The following is a 16,461-nucleotide window of genomic DNA, read 5'->3' on the forward strand; positions in this document are numbered from 1 at the left end:
CGCCGGACGGACGGCCGCTGCGGGTGCCTGGGCCCCGGCTCCCGGCGAGGCGGCCGGTGCCTTCGCCGCGGCGGCGGCCTGCTTCGCTGCGGCGGATGCCTGCGCCCGAGCGAGAGCGGCGGCGGCGGCCACGGCATCCTGACCGGCCTGGAAGGAGCGCTCGGCCTCGGCCGTCGTGTCCTTGAGGAGCGCCAGCTGCTCGAACAGGTCGTTCGACCTCTTCTGCTCCGTCTGGAAGGCCGCCTCCGCGACCTGGGCGGCCGCGGTTGCGGCGTCGTAGGTGGTCACGGACTCGGCCGAGAGGCGGGCACGTTCCGCGGTGGCGGCGGTGGCCTGCTCGCCCAGAGCCTCGGCGGTGTTCTTGTCCTGCACGGCCTGGTTGTAGATCGTTTCGGATTGCTCGCCCAGCTTGCTGGCCGTGCCCAGCTGGTGCAGCAGGTCGTCGGCGCCGTCCCCGTTGAGGAAGAGATTGAGCGACAGGTCCTGCGCCCCCGTCTTGGCGAGGTGGGCTGCGATCAGACCGGCCCGCATCCGGGATGTCGCCGCGCGCTTATTCGCGGACGTGGCCTGGCCCAGCAGGCTGGCCTCGCGAACCGTGGCGGCGTCAAGATCGTCCCGGGCCACTCGATAGGCCTCGGCGGCGATCCGCGACGACTTCGACGCGGCATCCGCCCGCACCTGCAGGTCGCCCAGCAGCCCGGTGATCGTGACGATCTCGGCCTGCTTGGTCGCCTCGCTCTGCTTGGCCTTCTGCACGTCGTCCCAGCTGGGATACCCCGGTTCGGCGAACGCCGCCGGAGTAACTCCTGCTGCGGATGCCGCGACCGCCCCGACCGCGACGGCCGCGAACAGCCGGGCGGGAGTGTGCCGAATCGAGCCTCGGGCGGTGTCTTTAGCCAAGGGAAGCTCCTCGGTCGGCCATGAACGGAGCAGGGTTGATCTGGTTGCCGTTGGTGCGAACCTCGAAGTGCAGGTGGCAGCCGCTGGCCGCTCCCGTTTCGCCGACGCTGGCGATCCGCTGCCCGGCCGAGACGCTCTGGCCGTTCGAGACACCGATGCCTCCGGGCCGGATGTGGGCGTAGCCGGTGGATATCCCGCCGGCGTGCTGGATCAGGACGAAGTTGCCGTACGTGCCGTACCCGCCCGCATAGATCACGGTGCCGCTGCTGGCCGCGTAGATCGACGCGCCGCAGCCGGCGCCGAGGTCGGTGCCACTGTGGAAGCCCTTGCTGCAGCCGTCGCTGCCGCAGATCACCGCGCGCGGACCGTAACCATCCGTGATCCGCCCATTGGCGGGAACTGCCCAGCCGCCGCCGCCGACCGATCCGCCGCTGCTTCCGCCGCCACCACCGCCGCCGCCGCCGCTACTGCTGCCGCTGCTACTACTCCGGTTGGCGGCCGCTGCCGCTGCCGCGGCGGCCGCTCTGGCTTCGGCCGCGGCCTGCTCCACCCGCACCCGCTCGGCCTCGATCGCGGCGAGGCGGGCCCGCTCGATCACGCCGGCCTCGTACCCCGCCGCCGTCGTCGCCTGGGCGTCCTGCATGAAGGCGAGCTGGGCGTTGAGCTCGATGCTCTTCGCCTCCGACTCGGCCAGCGCGTCGGTGGCGGCCTGCGCGGCTTCCTGCGCCGCGACGAGGGCGGCCTCGGCGGCCACCCGCAGGGTTTCACGTTCGGATTGGGCGATCTTGGCCTGGTCGCCGAGGGACTGGGCCGCGTTCCGTGCGGTCTGCGCCTCCTCGTAGACGCCGGTGCTGCGCTCGACGAGCTTGCTCATGCTGCCGAGCTTCGACAGGAGCGCATCCGCACCCTCGCTGCTGTCCTGGCCGTCGAGGAAGAGGTTGACGCTCAGATCGGTACCGCCCGTGCGGTAGAGCTGCGCGGCCAGCTGGCCGGCCTGGCGCGTGGCCGTCTGGGCAACCGCGGTGCTGGCGTCGGCCTGCTGCTGCAGGTCGACGGCACGGCGGCTTGCCTCGTCGAACTTCTCCTGGGCGACCTGGAGTTCGGCGCCGCGCGCCTCGGACTCGGCCTGCGTCTGCTTGACCTGGTCCTGCAGATTCGCGATCAGGTTCTGGATCTGGGTGACCTGCGTCGCCGCCGCCGCCGTATTGGACTTGGCGTTCTGCAGGTCCTGCCAGGTCGGGTAGTCCACGGCCTGGGCGGACCCAGCCGGGCCGACGAGCGTGACACACAGGGCAAGGGCCGCGATGAAACCGGTGATCAGACTCAGAGGTCGACGACGGATGCGGGCACCCCCAGGTGACCGGAGACCCCCCAGTCGCTTCATTGCTTCGCGGCCATTCGGATGTGCCGTGCGCTTCATTACTCCCCGATCGGGCTCGTTAATCACAGCAATCACTGTGTTAACTCTTCTTCACAGTAACAACATGAGGTTATAAACACCCCTCCTGAACCTAAACCGGCTCCACCCAACCGGCCCGCAATTCACGGGCGTGGCGGCACGAGACGTCGCTAGCGACACGCTCACGGGACACGATTTGGGATTTCCCGGCAGCAGACCGTATGCTTATGCGTCGGAAGCCATGCGGTTTATGGCGTCTTGGCCCCATCGTTTAGCGGCCTAGGACGGCGCCCTTTCACGGCGTTAACACGGGTTCGAATCCCGTTGGGGCTACGCAAGAATGCAAGTCTGAATGTGCAAGAATGAACGAGTACGAAAAACGCAGTAAAAGCTCAGCAGTGAAAATCAGTTGGTTCAGAAGATCGATTGATTCTCATCACGAGGCCCTGTAGCGCAGTTGGTTAGCGCGCCGCCCTGTCACGGCGGAGGTCGCCGGTTCAAGTCCGGTCAGGGTCGCAAAGGAAACAAGCCCTTTCGAAAGAAGGGGTTTTTTTCCTTGGAAAGCGACTTCTCGAGGTTTCTTTCTGGCCCTGTAGCTCAGTTGGTAGAGCGTTCGACTGAAAATCGAAAGGTCACCGGATCGACGCCGGTCGGGGCCACTGAAGGTCACTCCCAGGCTTCTACTGGGGTGGCCTTCTTTTTTTGTCCCGGGGCCTCACCGTGCTCACGCAGGCCCCCGCGCCGCCAGCCGATCTTCGTCGAGTGCCCGTGCGGAGCCGGCCGTAGCCAGACTCCGGGTCGCCGCTTCCAGCACGGATAGCACCCGAAGCCCCGCCTCACCGTCGGTGCGCGGCGCCCTCAGCTGACGGATGCTGTCCGCGAACTCGCAGGCCATCGCGCCCAGCGCCTCCAGCTCGGAGACTATCGGCGACCCGGGGTTCCCCGGTCGATAGGGAAGGGTCGCGGTCGTCTGATCTGCCCCGTCCAGGGCCTGCGAGTCGAAGTCCCCGCCACGGTCATAGACGCTCACCGTCTGTTGTGGGTTGAGGTCGTCCCACAGCACGGTGCATTTCGTGCCACCGACGATCATCCGGCGGATCCTGGTGGGGCTGAGCCGATTGACGTACACCTGGGCAGTGGCACCGTTCGCCAGAGGCAGGAGAAGGTATCCGACGCAGGCCTTACCCGTCCCGAGCGGGTCGTCTCCCTGCGCGGACACGCTCAGTGGCCGGAGTCCGCCCGGCAGGATGAAATCGAGGACGGACAGATCGTGGGGTGCAAGGTCCCAGAACACGTCCATCTCCGGTTGGATGAGGCCCGGTTCGATGCGCAGGGAATCAATGAACAGGATGTCGCCGAGCGAGCCCTCCTGGATCAGGTCCCGGATCGTCAGAACGGTCGGCGCGTAGCAGTAGGCGTGGACCGCCATCAGCACCAGGCCTCGCTCAGCGGCGGCCCGCACCATGTCGCGCCCGCGCGCCCCGGTGTCGGCGAGGGGCATTTCGACCATGACGTGTTTACCGGCGCTGAGGGCGGCCCTGGTGATGCCGTGATGCGTCCGTGCCGGGGTGGCGACGGCCACAGCGTCCAGGTCTTCGGCGTCCAGCAGTTCGCTGAGGGCCGTCACCGCCCGTGCGCCGTCAAGCGTGTCTGCCACCTTCCGAGCGCGGTCGCGGTCGATGTCGCAGATGGCGACAAGCTCCCAGCGGGGACTGTTGTGAAAGTTTCGGGCCAGGTTCGCCCCCCGAGCCCCCGCGCCGATGACGGCGATGCGCAGCTTAGGAGTCACTTTTTCCCAATCCTGATGTGCGTTGAGTCAACGGGTGAATGCGTCGCCGGAGAGATGAGGTTTACTCACGACGCAGAGGGTGCCACGGGTTGCCGTCCCGCGCACCCCCCCTTTTCGGGGTACGAGCCGTCCCGCGCGTTCCGGGGTATGGTCGGCCCGCAAGCAGTTGAATTTTCATCATTTATTTTTTCGCCCGGGCAATCTCGTTCCCTAGACGGGAGCGCCCGGGCGCTGCCAGTCCCGATCTGTACACCCGAGATGCAGGGGGATCCGTGAACACGTGCGTAACGTGTCGGCTCTTTTGTCGACCCATTTTGACCGGCCCCACCCAGGCCGAACTCCGAGCGCTTCATCGCGCCCAGCCCCGCATGACCGGTGGCGGGGTGAGGCTACCGTGACGGACCCACGACCGCACCTGCCCTTCGCGGGGCGTCTCCCTCTCGCCCAGCCGAAGCTTGCACTGGTGCCGGCACCGGCGCTCGAGGCCCCGGTCAGCGTCGATGCGAAGACCTCCGGCCTGGTCTGGGCCAGGCAGTTCCGCGCGAAGCTCCTCGTCAGCGACGCGGGTGTCGTCATGGCCGCCGTGGCGGCAGCCCTGCTCGTCAGATTCGGCGGCGAGGGCGCCCGGGCATCCGTTGGCGGGTATCAAGCCGACTACTGGCTTGTTGCGTTGCTCATCGCGCTCAGCTGGATCGCGACCCTGGGAGTCTTCCACACCAGGGACAAGCGCGTCATCGGCATCGGGCCGACGGAGTACAAGCAGGTCATCAACGCGAGTGCGCTCGCCTTCGGGCTGCTCGCCATCGGCTTCCTCGCGTTCCAGGTCGATGTCGCGCGCGGCTTCTTCGTGCTCGCGCTCCCCCTCGGAATCTGCGGCCTCGTCCTGGAACGCTGGCTGTGGCGCCGGTGGCTCCTGCGCCAGAGGCTTTTCGGACACTACCTGGCGCGAGTCATCGTGGTCGGCAACTCAGCGGACGTTGAATACGTGGTCGGACAGATCGAGAAGGCCGGCGCCACCTATTACGTGGTCGGGGTCGCGCTCGTGAACGGTTCGAAGGCGCCGGTGACGAAAGGAAACCGAACCATTCCGGTGGTTTCCGACCTCGCACATGTCGCGGTCGCGGCCGCCGAGCTCGCCGTGGACACCGTGATCGTCGCGGGCCAGCCCGCCGGCGGGAGCGAGTACATCCGCACTCTCGGCTGGGAGCTGGAGGGGACGTCCGCCGAGCTGGTGCTGTCCAACCAGCTGACGGATGTCGCCGGTCCCCGCATCCATTTTCGGCCGGTCGAGGGGTTGCCCCTGATCCACGTTGAGATCCCGCAGTTCGAGGGTGCAAAGCACGTGGCCAAGCGCGTCCTCGACATCGGCGTGTCCGGGATCTCACTCCTCTTCTTCTGGCCGCTCCTGGTCGCCATCGCGATCGCCGTCAAGGTCGACTCGCCCGGCCCCGTCCTCTTCCACCAGGAGCGGTGCGGACGCAACGAGCGCACCTTCCAGATGATCAAGTTCCGCTCCATGGTGCAGACGGCGGAGGACGACCTCGCCGGCCTGCTCGACCAGAACGAGGCATCCGGAGCGCTCTTCAAGATTCGCAATGACCCGCGCATCACCCGGGTCGGACGGGTGCTCCGCAAGTATTCGCTGGACGAACTGCCCCAGCTCTGGAACATCCTGATCGGGAACATGAGCCTCGTCGGGCCGCGCCCCCCGCTCCCGATCGAGGTGGAAGCCTACGAGAGCCACGTGCACCGTCGCCTGTACATCAAGCCAGGCCTGACCGGGATGTGGCAGGTCAGCGGCCGGTCGAACCTGAGCTGGGAGGACAGCGTGCGGCTGGACCTCTACTACGTCGAGAACTGGTCGCTGGCCGGTGACCTGATCATCATCTGGCGCACCTTCAAGACGGTCATGCAACCGGTGGGTGCGTACTGATGAATTGGCCGCGCGGCAGACCCCGAGAACCAGGAACGGAGCACGTGGGAACTCAACGAATCGGCTACGCCGGTGGCGCCTATGACCTTTTCCACATCGGGCACCTGAACATCCTCAAGCACGCCAAAAGCCGGTGCGATCACCTGATCGCGGGTGTCGTCTCGGACGAGATGCTCAAGATCACCAAGGGCAGGGCGCCGATGATCCCCTGCGCCGAGCGGATCGAGATCGTCCGTCACATCTCCTTCGTCGACGAAGCGGTGGAGGAAGACGTGCTGGACAAGCTGGCCGCGTGGCGTGCGACGCCGTTCGACGTCTACTTCAAGGGCGATGACTGGAAGGGTACCGAGCGTGCTCGCCGCCTTGAGGTCGAGTTCGCCAAGGTGGGCGTGGTGATCGAATATTTTCCGTACACGATGGCAACCTCGAGTACTCTTCTTCGGCGTGCGCTGGAGCAACTCGCGGAACCAAATCTGGACGCGAGAATCGGCGGATCGGGTTAGGCCCCTTGTCTGCCCCGGGCCCACGAGCCTGCGGTGGAAGCCTGTGAATGCCCCGGCAAAGGCCAGAGAAAATAGGGCATACCAGTAAAGTGATCATGCCTCACGAAGTAAAAGACTCCGCGAGAAACACCCCAGACTCCGCGGAGAGAGGAAAGGGCTCCCGCACGCCATTGAAAAACACGCCCCACGGCGCAAAGATATACTGCCGCCAGGCGTGAAGCCTGTTTCGCGGCTGGGAGACACATGTTAATAGAAAAGCCAAGACGCTCAGAAACAATGAGCGCCAGGCCCGGCTCGGGCAAACGGAGAGTCTTCTTCGCTGTTGCGGCAACGGTGATATCTGCCGTCGGCGCAGTGAGTCTCACCGCACCTGCCGCCCAAGCGGCCACGATTGCCGTCATGAACGGCAATTTCTCATCAGGCACCGCCGGCTGGGAAGGCGCAAGGAATACCCGCCTCGCCGCAACCGCCAATGGTCTGAACGGAAGCGCAGGGGCTCGATTGACGAACACCTCCAGCGCTGCCGCGACGGTGACGCTCAATGATGTCGTCGACTCGGCATCCGGTTTGATCGCAGGTCACACCTACGAGGCCACGGCGTGGGTCCGTGCGGAACAAGCGAACCAGGGAGTCATCCTTCGGCTGCTCGAAGAGGACGCCTCGTCCAGCGTCATCAGCAGCGGTCAGTCCTGGCAGTGGCGCACGGACACCAAGTGGAAGCGAATCACCACTGCCTACAAGGCCACGCGAACGTCCACCACTCTGAATATCAACGTCCTCGGTGCCAAGCTGTCCCCTGGAAACGCTCTCGTCATTGACGATGTGACCCTCGTCGACACCACCAACGCCGCACCGGTTCCTGCTCCTGCTCCTGCTCCTGCTCCTGCTCCTGCTCCAGCTCCAGCTCCAGCTCCAGCTCCAGCTCCGGCCCCGGCCCCGGCCGGATGGAACCTGGCCTGGGCGGACGAGTTCAACGGATCAACGGTCAACCGTGACGCCTGGAACGTCGACAACAACTCGACCTATGGCGATGGCAACAACGAGCTTGCCTGCCTGATGGACCGCCCGGAGAACGTCAACGTCTCCAGCGGCGTGCTGACCATCACCGCCCGCAAGGAAGCCACCCCGATCAAGTGCGGCACCAACGACCCGCGCTTCCCCGGGGGGCGTTCGTACACCTCAGGCATGCTGAGCACCAAGAACAAGGTGGACTTCGAATACGGCCGGTTCGAGATCAGCGCCAAGACGCCGCTCAACCAGGGCACCTCCAAGGGGCTGTGGCCGGCATTCTGGATGCGGCCGACGACGGGTGGAATCGGTGAACTCGACATCCTCGAGGCTGTCGGTACTGCCAAGGGCGAGGCCTTCAGCGCCAACCAAATCTCCCAGACCATCCACTACGACTACGTGGGAACACACCCCCGGCAGGTCACGAACTACGACCTTCCGGTCGGCACCACGGCGGACGGATTCCACGACTATGCCGTCGAGTGGGCACCCGGCTCCATCACGTGGTACGTCGACGGCGTGCTGACGTTCGAGCGCAACTTGTCCACAACCTCCTGGCTTGACCAGGCCTTCGTCAAGCAGTTCTACATCCGGCTCAACATGGCCGTCGGTGGAAACTGGCCTGGATCACCGACCGCGGACACAGTCTTCCCCGCGGCCTACCAGGTTGACTACGTGCGGGTCTACAAGCGCTGACCCCAGCGACTCGCCAACGTCCCAGCCCTCACCGGTTTTCTCCGGTGAGGGCTGGGCCGTCGGTGTCGAGCCAGGTCACAAACCACGGCCACTCCGGTTGACGGCGCTGACGAGGGCGCCCGCCGGTACCAGTCGCGCGGCAATCGCCATCGCGGCGTACGCACGAAGTTGGGAACGGTCGTGGCGGAGGGTGCTTCGTGCCCAGCGGAATGCCTCACCGTGCTCCCCGAGGGCCGCCAGCGCAAACGCAATCTGACCCTCTATACGAGCCGAGCCCTGCGCGCTCTGGGCGAATTCCGGATGCTTGCTCAGCAGGTAGGTGAGTCCGTCTGCGATGCCGCGCCACTTCCCGGCGAAGAACGATGTCCGGTTCCAATGCACGATGACCAGCGGCTCGCCCACCCCGAGAATGTGACCGACTCTCGCCGCGCGGAGGAGGAAGTCGTAATCCTCGCCGTAGGAGGCCGGCAACTCCTCGTCGACCAGCCCGATTCGCTCCACCACATCGCATCGCCGCATCAGGAACGAGGACGGGTGAATCTCCGTGGTCCGAGAGCGGATGAGATCCGCAAACTCCGTTCGCTCCGGTGGTAGCCGGTCCACCATCCGCCCGGCGGTGGCGATCCGGATGCCCGTCGCGACCAGCACCGCCTCCGGATCGCCCGTCCAGGCCTCGATCTGCCGGCGAAGTTTGCCGGGCAGCCATTCATCATCATCGTCACAGAAGGCGATGAGATCCCCCGTCCCCGCTTGGATCCCGGTATTCCGGCCGCCGGCAAGCCCCGGCGTCCGTGTGTTCGGCACAGTGCGGACATGCCGGCGCACGGCGGGGATATCGATGTCTTCCAGCGGGTCGACAGCAGTCTGGTCGAAGACGATGGTCAGGGTGATCTCCCCGCCGTAATCCTGACAAAGGATGGACCGCACCGCGGCCCGCAGCAGTTCCGGCCTCCCTCGCGTGGCGATGATGACGTCGACGCTCTCTGGCGCACTTTCCTTCAACATTTCGGGCCACCTCTCCGGTTAGTGAACGACAGCGTCAGATCTGACGAACCCGGGACGGCTGAGATTTCAGCGGGGGCCGGCTCGGCATCTTCTGTCGGACGCAGGGCAACGGCTGCGGCCAGCATGGCCACCATGAGCCCAGTGGTCATAATGCCGTAGTACAGCGATTCCACAAGGGTGACCAGTATCACTGTGTTGCACGCCAGGCCGGCGGGGTCCCGCTCGCGAACTGAACGAAAGAATGCCCAGGCGAGCCATCCCATGAAAAGGGCCGCTCCCGGGAAGCCGTGGGAGAACATCACCATCCAGAACTGACCTTGAGTGCCGACGGAGGGCGCGCCGGGCGTCTCGGAGGGCCGTGGTGCCCCGTAGCCGAAGACCGGTTGCTCGAGGGTTCTTGTGAATGCCTCGACGTACAGGTCAGCGCGGTCCTCGGTCGATGAGCTGACTTCAACCCGGTGGTCGAGCCTGTCCGCGACCGGGAGGGCCGCCCAGGCACCCGCCGCGACCAAAGACAGCCCGGCGAGCGCTGCAATCGCGCGAACGTTTCCGCTGAGGACGGAGCGAAGCAAAACGTAGGCCAACGCCAACGCCAGTCCGAGGAACATCCCGCGGTTTAAAGTGAGGAACGCGGGCACGAAAGAAAGCGGAATGAGCGGCAGCAGCCACCAGAATCGTCGCTCGCGCCGCACCATGACGAGGTATGCGACCACCATCGGTGAGAGTGCGGAGTACGCGTTCCCCCAGCCGTTTGTGTAGAGGAAGGGGGCGCTGGGCCGAGGATCGATCGGTGCCCACGCGTCCGGGCTGTATTGGGTGACGCGGCGAACGACCATCTCCCGGATGAGGTCGTTCGAGCTCAACGACGACGGCAGCACCATGCCCAGCGGGGTGTCGATGGAGAACAGCGGCCAGAACACTCCGAGGTACCCGCCCGCCACGACGATCAGCCAGAACACCGTCAGGACTCCCAGCACATATCTCGCCGTCAGGGTGGCACGCGCGTTGTACACGTACAGGAACACCACTGTCACGGTGACGTACAGCAGCGCCCGGTAGACGAACCCGAGGAGGCGTCCTCCACTGTCGATGCCGATGACCGAACAACCCATCCACAGCAGGAAGAGCAGCCAAATACCCAGGCCTCGCGGCGCCCGGATCTCTCCATGCCTGAGGAGGAGCAGGAGCATGACCGCGGCAAGGGCGATCCACATAGCCTCGCCCGGACCGAGCAGCCACCAAATGGGGAACAGAACGAACATCGCCGTGAGCGGCCAGCGAGGCAGGTCGGGTGTCGTCGCCGATCCCTGCCAGACCGAGATGTCGCCCCATCTGGGGGCCCGGCGCCACCGGCCCTCCGTTCGCAATGAACGCATCTGCCCACCCTCCAATTGGGGACAGGCACAAAACTGAGGGCCCATCACTTTTTTGTGTAGATCACATTACTATGCCTGCAGTCGGGCCAGTTGGCCCCCATTCGGCCAGAGTTGGGTGTGGAGTATGTCGCAACAGTCAGATGCTGCAACCGTGGGACTGGGTTACTACTGGTTCGTCCTTCGCCGCCAGTGGCTCGTCGTCCTCGCCGGGGTCGTGCTCGGCGGGCTGGCGGCCCTGGTGCTATTCGCCGCGTACCCCCCGCTCGTGAAGGCGACGGCCGTCGTCAACCTCCGCATCATTTCGACAGACCCGTTCGACACGTCCAAACAAGCATCGAATCTGCTCGACGGCACGACCGAAACACAGATTGCCACCTCGTACACCGTGGCACTCGCTGCCGCGAAGAAGATGGGGTCCGGTGTGACGCCGGACGAGGTGCGGCGCAACCTGGAGGTTGATTCGACAAGCGGCGCGTCCATCGTGCATATCAACTATGCCGCGCCGACGAGCGAGCAAGCCAGGGTGGGCGCGGATGCCGTTGCACAGTCGTACCTGGCCTATCGGACCTCCCGTGCCCAATCCAAGCTCGATACCATCCTGCAAGGGGTTGAAGCTCGCCGCACCACCCTGGGCACCCAGCTGACTGATGCCAACTCACGCATCAGTGGAGCCGAAGCCGGGACTCTCGCGGCCAATCAGGCAACGAGCGACCGTGACCTCGTGACCATCGAGCTCAACGCCTTGCTGGGGCAGAAAGGGGCGCTCGAGCAGGTCGACACCGAGGGTGGAGAGGTGATTTCGGAGGCCGCCCGCAACGAGGTGGTTGCGCCGAGCCTGGTGCAGTGGCTACTCATCGGCCTCCTGGCCGGCGGCGTGGTCGGCGTCGTGATCGCATTCCTGGTGAATCGGTTCGACCACCGGATGCGCAACGCTAACGAGGTTCGCCGGGCAACGGATGCCCCGGTCCTTGCCGACGTCAATTCCGTCGTGGCGTCGATTCCTCAGGACGAGGCCACGCTCGAGCAGCTTCGGACGGCGCGCGAACGCATCTTCGCAGACCTGCCGCACGATGCCCAGGTCATCGCGTTCGTCGACGACACTCCCGCCGAGTTGTTCTTCGACATCCCGGTGAACCTCGCCCTGGTGACGGCAGCGTCAGGCGTGCCGAGCACTCTTATCCTGCCCAACGCGTCCCCCGGCCTCAAACGGATGCTGCGCACCAGCCTCGACCTGACCGACCCGATAGTCAAAGACGACGGCGAAATCCACCAGAGTGGACTCGCGCGTCAGCTGACGGTTTCATTCCCCTCGGGTGGCGCACCGGCCCTCGCGCCACGGCGTGCAGGAGAGCTGCATTTTGTCGTGATCGGGCGCAGCGCATCCCAGTCGAGCGCCCTGGCCGCCCTGCGGCTGTCAGATGCCCTCGTCCTCATCGCGGTCAAGCATCGGACCCGGGCCGATGACGCGGAACAGATCCTCGACGAAGCGTCACGGCTGGCCATCACCTTCCTGGGCACCGTCCTTGTGCCGCACGACCGAATCGTGCGCACTCAGGTCGAGGACCCTGCGGTAGACGGGCGCGCCGCCCCCATGGCCGATTCCGTCGACGTCGACACCCACACCGACGCCGACGCCGACTCCGACTCCCTGCTCCCGGCGGCAAAACCATGACCACCATTCGAATGGACAACGTGCGGGTGATCAATGTGCCGGTGAGCCGGCTCACCGGTGCCGAGATCGTGGAAACCATCATTCAGTGGACCGCTGTCCGGGGCACCCGGGTGGCAGTCGGCGTCAACGCTGCGGTGTGCAACCTGGCGGCCACAGACAGGGGCTTCCGCAAGGTGCTGCGGGGGGCGGACCTACGGTACCCCGACGGTCAATCGATTGTCTGGGCATCCAGGCTCCTGGGCGCTGGGCTTCCCGAGCGAATCGCGACCACCGATCTGATCAACCCGCTCGCGGCGGTCGCGGCGGAGCGGGGCAAGCGCATTTTTCTCTACGGCAGCAAGCCGGGCGTCGCCGCCCGCGCAGCTGCCCGACTCCGCGAAGCCAATCCCGGACTGGTCATCGACGGTCGCGACGGCTACACGGCGCCCGGCGAGGTGTTGCAGGTCATCGACGAGATCAACGCGTTCAAGCCGGACCTCCTGTTCGTGGGCTTGGGTGACCCGATGCAGCAGTACTGGATCGAGGCGCACCGGCACCAGCTCAACGCTCACGTGATCTTGACCTGCGGGGGGCTTTTCGACTGGGCCAGTGGCGATAACCGGCGTGCGCCACGGTGGATGCTCTCCTCGGGCCTGGAATGGCTGTGGCGCCTGATGCTCGAGCCTCGGCGGCTTGCCTCCCGCTATCTGATCGGCAACCCGGCTTTCATCCTGCGGCTCGCGCGGCAACTCCTGCGCAGGCGGACACGGGTCATCCTCCCGTGACCGAAGTAAAAGTAGGAGTCATCGACAACAGCTCTGGGAAACTGGCGCGCGAAGGCGCGGCGGGTTTCCTGGGTGCGGCGACGAGCGCCTTCATGGGATTTGTCCTGACTGTGGTCCTGGCCCGTGTCCTGGGTGATACCGGGTCCGGGGTGATCCTGCAAGCGATAGCTGTCTTCACCATTGTGTTGAGCCTCGCGCGGGCGGGGATGGACTCGGTGGCCGTGTGGATCATGCCGCGCCTCAGCGCCAACGATCCGTCGAAGATCCGGGGCACCCTCGCCATGATGTTCCTGGTCACGGCAGCGTGCGGCATCGTCTGCGCGATCGGGATGATCGCCCTCGCGCCGACGTTCGCCCTGTCGGGTGACCGTCATGCCGCCGATGTGGCCCAGGCGATCGCTGCCGCCGGCTGGTTCCTGCCGGCGGGAGCTTTGATGCTCGTGGCGCTGGCCGCGACCAGGGGTCTGGGTGGGGTTCTGCCCTACGTCAGCGTGGGAAGCATCGCCATGCCCAGCCTTCGTACCGGTGGTGTCTGGCTGGTGGCGATCGCCGGAGGGTCACTGGTCGCCGTGACGGTGGCCTGGGCGGCACCGGTGGTCATCGCCCTCGTCGCGGCCCTCGTCGTACTCGGCTTCCAAGTGAGGCGCCACGAAAGAGCCGCCGGCCTGCGGGGCGTCTGGCGCGTCCAGCCGGCGCTCCGAACGAGCGTGGTGATGTACGCGCTCCCCCGCGTCCTGTCCGCCGGGTTGGAGCAGTCGATCCTCTGGCTGGGCATACTCATCGTCGGATTCCTCGCCGGTTCAGCCTCCGCCGGCGTCTACGGCGGCGCCAGCCGTCTCGTGGCGGCGGGGTTCATCGTCGACACGGCGCTGCGGATCGTGGTCTCGACCCGATTCAGCGCACTGTTGTTCGCGAAGAAGTTCGCCGATATCGAGCATTTGTATCGAACCGCCGCCATTTGGCTCGTCCTGATCAGCACCCCCATCTACGTGGTGCTAGCCGCGTTCGCACCGGTCGTGCTCCGCCTGCTGGGACCGGGCTTCGAGGCGGGAGCAGGGGTGCTCGTGATCCTCTGTGTCGGCGCCGTCCTGACATTCACCGCCGGCAACATTCATTCGGTTCTGCTGATGAGTGGGCGCAGCGGTTGGGCTGCCTTCAACAAGGCGGTCGTCCTGGTCATCAACGTTCTCGGCAACGTGATCCTCGTCCCCCTGATCGGCATCAACGGCGCCGCGATCTCGTGGGCGTTGAGCATGCTGATCGACGCCATGCTCGCGGCCGCCGAGGTGCGCCATTTCATCGGCATCAGAATCTGGGCGCCGACGATCGCTTACGCCCTAGTGATCCCCATCGCGACCTTCGGCATCCCCGCGCTCATACTGCTCCAGACACTGGGAGAGACGATGCTCGCCTTGGTATTGACCCTGGCGATCGGCGCAGCCCTCTTTCTCGTGTGGTGCGCACTCGACCGGAAGCGACTGCACCTCACCGACCTCGTTCGGTTCACCCGCGCCTGACGAAAGGAACGTCACAACGCAAGGGGCTCGGCGATTTGAGAAGTCGGGCTATCTTAAGAGAAATTTCGAGCATGTTTCATTTATCTCCCTGCGTGAACCTGCGCGTATGTGAACCCGACACAGGAGACCACTTGTGAAAGATCAGGACATTCCCACGCGACGTCGACGGCGGGCAAAAAGGATGCTGGGCGCGGCCGCTGTTGCCGTCGTCGCGCTGACCGCGGCCGCCTATTTCTCCTGGCCGGTCCAGTCCGAAGCGAACACACCCGCGGGCGGCACACGCCTTTCGAGCGAATCCGCTTCACCGCGTGGAACCAACACTCCCGGCAGCACCCCCGCGCCCGCGGCCCCAGAACCCGGCCCCGCTCCCGCCGAAGCACCCGGGCCAGCCACCAAGCCCGGCGCCCCAGAGCCCTTGCCACCCGAACAAGCCACCGCGGCGGTGGAGAAGTTCCTAAAGGCCTCCGTCGCGGTGGACCCGACAGGTTCGGGCGCCACCGACGACCTGACCGCGGCGGCGTCCGGGGCCATCCTCGCCGAAGCCCAGAACGACACGCAGGAGCTGGAAACGAATGGCTGGAAACGTGAGGGCGCCGCCACCATCGAGGCCCTGACGATCGTGCGGTCAGACCCAGCGGCCGATCCCGCCACCGTCGTCGCCCAGGCCTGCGTCGACTCCAGCAAGGTTCGAACGCTCGACGCCGACGGTGAGCCGGTCGGCACTCCCGGCACGCAGCGAGCTTTGAACCTCTATACGTTGCAGTACATCTCCGGCGCCTGGAAAGTCGTCGCCCGGTCGTTTCCGGACGACTTCGCCTGCTGATCGAGTTGGTTCCACTCACTACCGTGCCGAATGGGCACCGATTAAAGTCAAAGGAGTCCCCGTGTCGCCCAACCGGAAGCCGATTCGTCCCTTGCTTTCCAGCCGCCGGGCCGTGGCCACGGGGCTCACGGGTCTCGTGAAACCCAATCCTGGCTTCGAATCAGCGGCGGTGACCCCGAGCCCTGTCGATTATCCCGGAGCCGGCGGGGCGGCTTCCGCCGCAGCAGCGAAGCGGAGGCACGGCTCGGTCTGGTTCGGCCCCAACCAGGAGCGGACGCACCGGTATCGCGAAGCGCTCACCGGACTGAACGCCGCCCAGAAACCGGGCATCGGCGTGCCTGCCTACACGCGCTGGGTGAACCGGCGCCTCGGCCGCTATGCGGCTGCGGCAGCCTTTGCCATGCACTGGACTCCGAACGCCGTCACGGCACTCAGCGCGACCTTCTCGCTCGCGGCGATCGCGCTCCTGGTTACCGGCGATCCCCGACCATGGGTGGGCGTCCTCGTGGCGATCCTGCTCGCGACGGGTTATCTGCTTGATTCCGCGGATGGCCAGGTTGCCCGCCTGCAGCACACGGGCAGCCCGGCCGGAGAGTGGCTGGACCATGTGGTGGACGCGTGGCGAACTCCGGCGATTCACCTCGCAGTGCTGGTCGGATTCTCGATCCAGGGTCAGCCGTCCTGGGTTCTCGCAGTGGTGCTGGGCTATTGCCTGGTGAGCGTGGTCGAATTCATGAGCCAGATCCTCGCCGAACAATTATCCAAACCGCACTCGACGCCAACCCCCGAGGCGGGCCCAACACGGTCTTTTCTGCTGTTGCCGACCGACACGGGAGCCTTCTGCTGGATGTTTCTCCTGTGGGGACTCCCGCCAATTTTCGTCATCGCGTATACCGCGATGTTCGCCGTGAACCTTCTGCACACCGTGATTTCTATGCGTCGTAAGTACATCAATCTGCGCACCGCCAACGGTGCCGGCCCCGCCGGAGGCAGAACGTCGCACAGAGCCCGCAACGCCTAGACCACTCCGGATCGCCGTCACCGCCCCCCATTTGCCACTCGAACGGGGGGGCTTT

At 65.7% G+C, this 16,461-nt stretch carries 13 protein-coding genes and 3 tRNA genes; 11 read left to right on the forward strand and 5 right to left on the reverse strand.

The genetic code is table 11. The features are described 5' to 3' along the window. Both E3T42_RS12195 and E3T42_RS12200 read right to left on the reverse strand, forming a co-directional pair. A partial coding sequence (locus E3T42_RS12195; protein WP_134403075.1) for an NlpC/P60 family protein occupies window positions 1-900 on the reverse strand: 900 nt, incomplete at its 3' end. Beyond that, window positions 893-2,284, reverse strand: a complete 1,392-nt coding sequence (locus E3T42_RS12200; RefSeq protein WP_134367915.1) for a M23 family metallopeptidase — start codon at window positions 2,282-2,284, stop codon at window positions 893-895. The genes E3T42_RS12200 and E3T42_RS12195, both read right to left, overlap by 8 nt. A gap of 275 nt (window positions 2,285-2,559) precedes the next feature. On the opposite strand from E3T42_RS12200, the gene E3T42_RS12205 reads away from it, so the two are divergent. The 3 genes from E3T42_RS12205 to E3T42_RS12215 all read left to right on the forward strand — a co-directional run bounded on the left by E3T42_RS12205 (window position 2,560) and on the right by E3T42_RS12215 (window position 2,958). After that, window positions 2,560-2,632: transfer RNA gene (locus E3T42_RS12205), tRNA-Glu, on the forward strand. A 109-nt stretch (window positions 2,633-2,741) separates the two neighbouring features. Continuing rightward, window positions 2,742-2,815: transfer RNA gene (locus tag E3T42_RS12210), tRNA-Asp, on the forward strand. A gap of 70 nt (window positions 2,816-2,885) precedes the next feature. Then, window positions 2,886-2,958 (forward strand) — tRNA-Phe (locus E3T42_RS12215). 65 nt (window positions 2,959-3,023) lie between these two features. On the opposite strand, the gene E3T42_RS12220 is transcribed toward E3T42_RS12215, so the two are convergent. Continuing rightward, window positions 3,024-4,088, reverse strand: coding sequence for a Gfo/Idh/MocA family protein (locus E3T42_RS12220; protein WP_134367898.1), 1,065 nt, complete (start codon window positions 4,086-4,088; stop codon window positions 3,024-3,026). 394 nt (window positions 4,089-4,482) lie between these two features. Here E3T42_RS12220 and E3T42_RS12225 point away from each other — a divergent pair, with 394 nt between their 5' ends. The 3 genes from E3T42_RS12225 to E3T42_RS12235 all read left to right on the forward strand — a co-directional run bounded on the left by E3T42_RS12225 (window position 4,483) and on the right by E3T42_RS12235 (window position 8,228). Further along, complete coding sequence (locus E3T42_RS12225; protein WP_241976097.1) at window positions 4,483-6,021, forward strand: sugar transferase; 1,539 nt, start codon at window positions 4,483-4,485, stop codon at window positions 6,019-6,021. Window positions 6,022-6,065: 44 nt separating this feature from the next. Further along, window positions 6,066-6,524, forward strand: coding sequence for an adenylyltransferase/cytidyltransferase family protein (locus E3T42_RS12230; protein WP_241976099.1), 459 nt, complete (start codon window positions 6,066-6,068; stop codon window positions 6,522-6,524). Between the two features lie 399 nt (window positions 6,525-6,923). Further along, window positions 6,924-8,228: a family 16 glycosylhydrolase gene (locus tag E3T42_RS12235; RefSeq protein ID WP_166805332.1), complete on the forward strand. Its 1,305-nt coding sequence runs from the start codon at window positions 6,924-6,926 to the stop codon at window positions 8,226-8,228. A 75-nt stretch (window positions 8,229-8,303) separates the two neighbouring features. On the opposite strand, the gene E3T42_RS12240 is transcribed toward E3T42_RS12235, so the two are convergent. Together E3T42_RS12240 and E3T42_RS12245 are read right to left on the reverse strand one after the other, a co-directional pair. Continuing rightward, complete coding sequence (locus E3T42_RS12240) at window positions 8,304-9,233, reverse strand: glycosyltransferase family 2 protein (RefSeq protein ID WP_134367892.1); 930 nt, start codon at window positions 9,231-9,233, stop codon at window positions 8,304-8,306. After that, window positions 9,227-10,609, reverse strand: a complete 1,383-nt coding sequence (locus E3T42_RS12245; protein ID WP_134403077.1) for an O-antigen ligase — start codon at window positions 10,607-10,609, stop codon at window positions 9,227-9,229. Before E3T42_RS12245 ends, E3T42_RS12240 begins: the two co-directional genes overlap by 7 nt. A 124-nt stretch (window positions 10,610-10,733) precedes the next feature. Here E3T42_RS12245 and E3T42_RS12250 point away from each other — a divergent pair, with 124 nt between their 5' ends. The 5 genes from E3T42_RS12250 to E3T42_RS12270 all read left to right on the forward strand — a co-directional run bounded on the left by E3T42_RS12250 (window position 10,734) and on the right by E3T42_RS12270 (window position 16,406). Next, entirely contained in the window at window positions 10,734-12,281 is a 1,548-nt protein-coding gene (locus E3T42_RS12250; protein WP_134403078.1) for a hypothetical protein, read from the forward strand. Continuing rightward, on the forward strand, window positions 12,278-13,045 hold the full coding sequence (locus E3T42_RS12255; RefSeq protein ID WP_134403079.1) for a WecB/TagA/CpsF family glycosyltransferase: 768 nt from the start codon (window positions 12,278-12,280) through the stop codon (window positions 13,043-13,045). Before E3T42_RS12250 ends, E3T42_RS12255 begins: the two co-directional genes overlap by 4 nt. After that, entirely contained in the window at window positions 13,042-14,562 is a 1,521-nt protein-coding gene (locus tag E3T42_RS12260) for a polysaccharide biosynthesis C-terminal domain-containing protein (protein WP_166787119.1), read from the forward strand. Before E3T42_RS12255 ends, E3T42_RS12260 begins: the two co-directional genes overlap by 4 nt. A gap of 442 nt (window positions 14,563-15,004) precedes the next feature. Then, window positions 15,005-15,385 (forward strand): hypothetical protein, encoded by a 381-nt coding sequence (locus E3T42_RS12265; protein ID WP_134367882.1) that lies wholly within the window; start codon window positions 15,005-15,007, stop codon window positions 15,383-15,385. A 61-nt stretch (window positions 15,386-15,446) separates the two neighbouring features. Beyond that, window positions 15,447-16,406 (forward strand): CDP-alcohol phosphatidyltransferase family protein, encoded by a 960-nt coding sequence (locus E3T42_RS12270; RefSeq protein ID WP_241976101.1) that lies wholly within the window; start codon window positions 15,447-15,449, stop codon window positions 16,404-16,406. Window positions 16,407-16,461: the final 55 nt, after the last annotated feature.

Origin of the sequence: Cryobacterium sp. TMT4-10 (genome assembly GCF_004403275.1) — a bacterium.
Taxonomy (GTDB): domain Bacteria; phylum Actinomycetota; class Actinomycetes; order Actinomycetales; family Microbacteriaceae; genus Cryobacterium; species Cryobacterium shii.